This is a genomic window from Shewanella sp. Sh95, assembly GCF_001308045.1.
Classification (GTDB): domain Bacteria; phylum Pseudomonadota; class Gammaproteobacteria; order Enterobacterales; family Shewanellaceae; genus Shewanella; species Shewanella xiamenensis.
In genome coordinates this window covers 37,348-44,076 of the sequence record NZ_LGYY01000175.1, presented here as the reverse complement: position 1 = coordinate 44,076, position 6,729 = coordinate 37,348, and the positions used below count along the sequence as shown (strand labels likewise).

The window sequence follows — 6,729 nt, the reverse complement described above, 5'->3', positions numbered from 1 at the left end:
CAATTCATACATTACTGTATGTACATATTGCTATGAACACTCATTCATTGATTTAATTCTTTGATTACTCGCCAAACGGCAGAGTAATTTCGATTAACTCAACACCTGTGAGTGTCCACACAGATTTCTTGTTTAGATTGTTAAAGAGCATTTGACCATTCACTTCGCGTTACCGCTCAGCGGGTCAGGGCTGCGTATTCTACGCATTTCCCTTGTCGCGTCAAGGCGTTTTTACAAACTTCTTGAGGCTTTCGAATCAACTGCACAATTTGCATTCGATTCGCACTGTAACCGCGCTCGCTTTCGCTGTCTGCCGTGTCAGTGGATGCGCATTATAGGCAGCGAAACTTTTTGTGCAACCCCTAATTTAAAGATAATTAGCTTTTTTACGCTGTTCGTTGGATATTTGACCTGACCTGTCAGTTTTTAACCTTTATAATGCTAAAAACCACTCAATTAGGGACTTTTTTATGTCTGGACCACTCAGAACTTACCAAGGAATTCATCCACAACTCGGCGATAATGTGTATGTGGACCAAGCTTCAGTACTCGTTGGCGATATCGCTTTAGATACAGATGCCAGCATTTGGCCTATGGTGGCCGCTCGTGGTGATGTCAATCATATTCGAATTGGTAAACGCTCCAATGTACAGGATGGCAGCATATTGCACGTGACCCGCAAATCCGCTTCTCGTCCTGAAGGCCATCCACTGATCATTGGTGATGATGTGACGATTGGGCATAAGGCGATGCTGCATGGCTGCAAGGTGGGCAATCGTGTTTTAGTAGGAATGGGGGCCATTATCCTCGACGGTGCCATATTAGAAGATGATGTGATTTTAGGTGCGGGTTCGTTAGTACCACCAGGTAAAGTGCTGCAGAGCGGCTACTTATATGTCGGCAGCCCTGCGAAACAGGCGCGACCGTTAACCGAAGCGGAATTGAAGTTTTTACCCGAATCCGCAGATAACTATGTACGCTTGAAAAACGAATACTTGGCAGAACCTCAGCCAGAGTAGTGTTTCTATTAAATCGTGATGGCAGTGTTTAAGCTGCCATCTTGTTCATTTTGCTCTTAGCCTAAGTGCACTGCGCCAAATTCATCAAACTCTTCTGCTTCAATTAAGGCTTCTGCCATTTCCTCGGCATCGAATCTAACTGCATCAAATAGCGCTAACATGGCGGCCGCTTCATCGATATTAGGCTGGGGCGAAAAGTCATTTAACTGCGCCAACTTCTGTGCGCTGATATAACACTTAATATTCATTCCCTGCTGCTGGGCAATAAAGCAAATATGCTTTTGGGTTTCATCCCAATGTTGCAGATCGGGGAATAAAATACTCTGATTCATTTTATCTTCCTCTTGAGCCTCTATTGCGCGTCGGCCTGTAGTTTGTCCCTGAGCAATTTAAGCACTCCTGAGGTATCTGGCTCGACGCCACGCCAGAGCGCAAAACTCTTTGCCGCCTGACCGACAAGCATACCCAGTCCATCAATCACTTGCGCAGCGCCCTGTTGCACAGCCCATTGATTAAATGCCGTTGGTTTTGCGCCATACATCATATCGTAGCAAGCCGTCTTGCTGCCGATAATGGACTGTGGCAGTGGCGGTAGCTCTCCCGCTAGACTCGCTGAGGTCGAGTTAATCACTAAATCGAACTCCCCCGACAACTCTGGCATCGGCATCGACAGGAGTGTATCGCGGTAACGCCCTTGTTGTACTTGGCTAAAAATCTCTACTAAGGCCTGCGCCTTACTTTGAGTGCGGTTAGTGATGACGAGTTGACCCACTTCAGCCTTAAGCAATGGCAAAATACAGCCGCGCGCCGCGCCGCCGGCCCCCACCAAGAGTACCCGCTTATGCTGCAAACTGCCGAGATGGCGAATAAGATCGGCCACCAGCCCCAAACCATCGGTGTTATCACCATAAATTGTGCCATCGGCCAACAAACTTAAGGTATTGACCGCCCCCGCCAGTGTCGCTTCGGCGCTTAAGCGATCGCAGAGGGCAAAGGCTTGCTCTTTAAAAGGCACTGTCACATTCGCGCCCTTTCCTCCCGCCTGAAAAAATGCTCGTAAACTCGCCTCAAAACCATCAATGGGTGCCAGAATCGCTTCATAACTCAGGGACTGCTGCGTAAGGGCCGCAAACTGTCCATGGATAAAGGGTGATTTACTGTGACCTATCGGATTGCCAAACACGGCATATCGATCAAGTACTGGCGTAGTTACTGAGGGCATATTTGTCATCTGCGGGATTCTATTGGCTGTGAATGGCATGCAGTCTAGCGCGCTTTTAGGCGGTAGCACAGCCTAGTGGCGAGCCTAAGTTGTTGTACCTAACTTTAGCCTTCGGTTTCACAGTGACATTCAGGCTATAATGCGCGCATCGAAATTGTAGACAGCAATGCAGTTAGACCTATGAACTGGCTTAAAAAGATTTTTAGTAAACACACAAGCGTGTCGGATGACAGGGATCCGAATCAGTCTAATGCCTATGATTTAATTGGTGGCGACAAAGTGATCCGCGCGATTGCCAATAGTTTCTATCAGAAAATGGCAAGCTCAGCAGAAACACAAGCCTTATTCGCGATTCACCGTGCGCCGATTGCAGAGTCGGAACAAAAGCTCTATGAATTCTTAAGTGGCTGGCTAGGCGGTCCGCAGTTATATCAGCAAAAGTATGGTCATCCCGCATTACGCGCTCGGCATATGCCCTTCGCAGTAGATGAGACAATGCGGGATCAATGGCTATTTTGCATGAAGTTTGCCATTGAAAAACACATAAAAAAGCCAGAGCATCGCGCCGCTATCTATGAGGCAATTTCAACTCTGGCTGATCATATGCGTAATCAATAAAGTGCAATGACGCTACTCATACTGATACCCGTTGCTTATACCCAATCCCGTGGCTTGAGGTAGTTATCGTAAAGATCTGCCTCTGGGCTGCCCGCCTCTGGCGTATAAGCATATTGCCAACGCACCAATGGCGGCATTGACATCAAAATAGACTCTGTGCGACCACCGGTTTGCAGGCCGAACAAAGTGCCTCTGTCGTATACCAGATTGAACTCAACATAACGGCCGCGACGATATAACTGGAACTCACGCTCACGCTCACCATAGGGAGTCTCTTTACGACGCTCAACAATCGGCGCATATGCAGTTAAGAAGCCGTTGCCCACCGCCTGCATAAAATCGAAACTCTTATCGAAGCCTGTTTGGTTTAAGTCATCAAAGAACAGACCGCCCACACCGCGGGTTTCATTACGATGTGGCAGGAAGAAATACTCATCACACCACTTCTTATACTTAGGATAAACATCGTCACCAAAAGGCTGGCATAGATTTTTAGCACTTTGATGCCACTCGCGCACATCTTCTTCGAAAGGATAGTAAGGCGTTAAATCGAAACCACCACCAAACCACCAGACAGGATCCGCGCCGTCTTTATGGGCAATAAAGAAACGCACATTAGCATGGGTGGTTGGAATGTAAGGATTTCTTGGATGAATCACTAAGGAGACACCCATGGCCTCAAAGCTGCGACCCGCCAGTTCAGGGCGATGAGCCGTTGCCGATGCGGGCATCGCAGCCCCTGTCACATGGGAAAAGTTAACCCCGGCTTGCTCAAATACCGCACCTTGGGTTAAGACCCGACTGGTGCCGCCACCGCCTTCGGTGCGCGTCCATGAATCGGCTGCAAAGCTTGCTTGCCCATCCAACTGCTCAAGACCCGCACAAATTCGATGTTGTAGATCGAGTAAAAATGCTTTTACCACTGTCGCATCTGGCACACTCATAGCTTTTATCCTTATTTTTATTAATTAGTTACTGTCCGTTGCGCAAAATCTTGCCACTTCGAGCATCAACAATGGTGGACGGCTGACGCTGCTGACCTAATTGGCCTAGCACTAAGGCATCTATTTTGCCTTCAAAAGCGTTGAGAATGTCATCATCACTAAGTGCGGGATCTTCGCCGGCTAAGTTGGCACTGGTTGAGACGAGTGGTTTACCCAAGGCTTGGCACAAAGCCCGCACACCTTCATGGGCGGAGACGCGCACGGCGATAGAATCAAATTCACCGGATAAATAACGCGAGACATGCGGTTTAATCGGCATCACAAAGGTAAAAGGCCCTGGCCATTTAGAAAAGGCAAACTCAAGCTGCTCGGCGCTCAACTGTGATTCATCAACATAGTCTAATAACTGGGAAAACTCGCTCGCCACTAAGATAAGGCCCTTCTGCCAAGGACGTTGTTTTACGGCGAGTAATTTTTGAATGGCAGTATCATTATCTGGGTCACAGCCTAAACCATAGACGGCTTCAGTGGGATAAGCGATAACGCCACCGTTTAACACTACGTCTTTAATGTCAGAGGGGTGCAGCTGTAACATCTTAGGATTACCTTATGGATTTAATCGTTTTTCCAAACAAATTTTGGCATCTTGGCTACCCCATCCATGGTTGGACAGGGATTATACCTAAGGCGGTTTAAGCGGCCAAACTTTTAGAGAGATCGATCACACTAAAGCGCTCGTTTGTATTTACAGCTTTTTTGCGGGCATTCTAAACGCATTCCCGCCGCACCTTTACGCTCGACTAAAATCCCAAAGCCACAACTCGGGCAGCTTTCGCAAACGGGTGGATAATTGACGATAAACTTACATTTGGGATACGCGCTACAGGCATAAAAACTCTTACCAAAACGGCTGGTTCGATGCTCAAGTTTACCCGTTTTACATTCAGGACAGGCCACCTCAGGTTTATCGCTCTCCTGATCAGGTCTTTCAATATGAGTACAATTGGGATATTGGGTACAGCCGATAAAAATGCCAAAACGCCCCGATTTAACAGCCAACTCATGGCCGCATGCGGGACATTTAGAACCTTCAATCACTTGGGTTTCAATCGATTCGTGCTGCACTAAAGGACGAGTATATTCACAGGTTGGGTAATTATTACAGCCGATAAAACTCCCATGCTTACTGTGTTTTACCGACAACTCGCTGCCACATTCGGGGCATAACTCGTATTCTTTTTCCAGTGCATGCTCATGGGCACTAAATAGTTGTTCATCGATCTTAGACATAATCATTTACCACTAGTCATTGCGGCTAATCCGCAGATAACTCACCGCACAGGTCTCAACAAACATATGGCATCAAAAAAGGAGGGCTAGCCTCCTTTCTCATTATTTATCACGTCGCAACACTTAAGAATGTAGCCGGCCTTCTTCAGGCTGCTCAAAAATTAAATCTTCCATTTGCTCATAGGCAGACTCATGGCCGGGCGCATTAAACAGCACCATCAGAATAACCCACTTAAGATCTTCGAGGATCAAGGCAGGCTCATCAAGCTCCATGACTCTGTCGATCACCATCTCACGGGTTTCGACATTAAGCACTTTAACTTGCTCTAAAAATAGCAGGAATCCACGGCACTCCACATCCAGCTTTTCCATTTCGTCTTTGGTGTAAATCCGAAACGAATGCTGATCATGATTACACAGGTAAGGCTTATCCCCTTCCTGTAACTCTGCCAGACGCTCCAACCAAGTTAAGGCTTTTAAAATCTCCGACTGATGAAAACCAGCGCGAGTGAGTTCCTTGGTTAACTCGTCTTCATCAACTAGTAGTTCGACTTCACTGTGAACATAGTTTTCAAATAGATACATGAGGATATCAAACATGGCTAGCTCCTCTTTACTCTGACGTAACCACCGGGTACTGCAACAACCCAACCTTGCAACTCAAGTTCAAGCATTTGTTCTAACACCAGATCTATCGTTTTCCCACTATGTTCAACTACAGCATCAATTGTTGTAGTTTCATAACCTACACTAGCTAACAGCGATGAAAATGGCAAATCACAAATCTCACCTTGCTGTATATGGTGGCTGGAGTAGAGTTCTTCAAGATGAAAGGCTGTCAAACTTGCCAGCTCTTCCACTATATCGGCCGCGCTTTCCACAAGTTTTGCCCCATCACGTAATAAATCGTGACAGCCTTGGTGAAATCCTCCTAGGATGGAGCCAGGCACGGCAAACACCTCACGCCCTTGCTCCATAGCCAACCTTGCGGTGATGAGTGAACCACTTTTGCGACAGGCTTCAACCACCAGCGTCCCTAAAGAAAGACCGCTAATGATGCGATTTCGTTTCGGGAAATTGCCCGCAAAAGGCCCTACATCTGGCCAAAACTCGCTTATTATACAGCCTTGGCGCTGAATATCCTCATAAAGCTGCTTATGTCGGCGCGGATAAGTAATATCAATCCCAGTTCCCAGCACGGCAAGCGTTCTTCCACCATGATCAACACAAGCTTTATGCGCCGCACCATCAATCCCCATCGCCATGCCGCTACAGATACTAAATCCAAGCGCCGACATCTCTCGAGCCAATTGATAAGCCACCTGTAACCCACCAGGAGATGCATTACGGCTGCCCACAACAGCAAGAGATGGAATCGCTAGCGCCTCGACGCAGCCCTTAACAAACAAAACGCAGGGTGGATCAGTTAATTGTTTTAGCAACGGAGGATAAAGCGGATCGGAAAAACAGACTAAATGATGATGTGCCGCCTGTTGTTGCCACTCTAAAGCAGCATCGACTTTTTGATAGTCAATAACCAAGCTGTGGAGCTGATTGTCAGACAAAGGGAGCGAGTGTTTCTCATGCTCGAGCCTTTGCCTGAGGTCGTCCACATCCATGTGCGTTAATAATTGTT

General features: G+C 47.2%; 9 protein-coding genes. 2 read left to right on the top strand and 7 right to left on the bottom strand.

Features of this window, described 5'->3' with window-relative positions; translation table 11 throughout:
- Nucleotides 1-470: 470 nt before the first annotated feature.
- Nucleotides 471-1,019 (top strand): gamma carbonic anhydrase family protein, encoded by a 549-nt coding sequence (locus AEA42_RS12940; protein ID WP_055647940.1) that lies wholly within the window; start codon nt 471-473, stop codon nt 1,017-1,019.
- Nucleotides 1,020-1,075: 56 nt separating this feature from the next.
- Here AEA42_RS12940 and AEA42_RS12935 read toward each other — a convergent pair whose 3' ends face one another.
- A complete protein-coding gene (locus AEA42_RS12935; protein ID WP_037413524.1) occupies nt 1,076-1,351 on the bottom strand; it encodes a DUF1488 domain-containing protein in 276 nt (91 codons plus the stop codon).
- A 20-nt stretch (nt 1,352-1,371) separates the two neighbouring features.
- Nucleotides 1,372-2,250 (bottom strand): shikimate dehydrogenase, encoded by an 879-nt coding sequence (aroE, locus tag AEA42_RS12930; RefSeq protein WP_055647939.1) that lies wholly within the window; start codon nt 2,248-2,250, stop codon nt 1,372-1,374.
- Between the two features lie 171 nt (nt 2,251-2,421).
- On the opposite strand from aroE, the gene AEA42_RS12925 reads away from it, so the two are divergent.
- On the top strand, nt 2,422-2,859 hold the full coding sequence (locus AEA42_RS12925; protein ID WP_037413521.1) for a group II truncated hemoglobin: 438 nt from the start codon (nt 2,422-2,424) through the stop codon (nt 2,857-2,859).
- A 35-nt stretch (nt 2,860-2,894) separates the two neighbouring features.
- Here AEA42_RS12925 and hemF read toward each other — a convergent pair whose 3' ends face one another.
- From hemF to dprA, 5 genes are all read right to left on the bottom strand, one after another.
- Complete coding sequence (hemF, locus tag AEA42_RS12920; RefSeq protein ID WP_037429386.1) at nt 2,895-3,803, bottom strand: oxygen-dependent coproporphyrinogen oxidase; 909 nt, start codon at nt 3,801-3,803, stop codon at nt 2,895-2,897.
- Nucleotides 3,804-3,831: 28 nt separating this feature from the next.
- Nucleotides 3,832-4,398: an L-threonylcarbamoyladenylate synthase gene (locus AEA42_RS12915; protein ID WP_037413519.1), complete on the bottom strand. Its 567-nt coding sequence runs from the start codon at nt 4,396-4,398 to the stop codon at nt 3,832-3,834.
- Between the two features lie 131 nt (nt 4,399-4,529).
- Nucleotides 4,530-5,093: a topoisomerase DNA-binding C4 zinc finger domain-containing protein gene (locus tag AEA42_RS12910; protein WP_037429392.1), complete on the bottom strand. Its 564-nt coding sequence runs from the start codon at nt 5,091-5,093 to the stop codon at nt 4,530-4,532.
- A gap of 123 nt (nt 5,094-5,216) precedes the next feature.
- Nucleotides 5,217-5,693 carry a DUF494 family protein gene (locus AEA42_RS12905; RefSeq protein WP_011070451.1) on the bottom strand — a complete coding sequence of 159 codons (477 nt, stop codon included), beginning with the start codon at nt 5,691-5,693 and terminating at the stop codon, nt 5,217-5,219.
- Between the two features lie 2 nt (nt 5,694-5,695).
- The gene (gene dprA / locus AEA42_RS12900; RefSeq protein ID WP_055647938.1) at nt 5,696-6,712 is read right to left on the bottom strand and encodes a DNA-processing protein DprA; all 1,017 of its coding nucleotides are present in this window, start codon (nt 6,710-6,712) and stop codon (nt 5,696-5,698) included.
- Between the last annotated feature and the right edge of the window lie 17 nt (nt 6,713-6,729).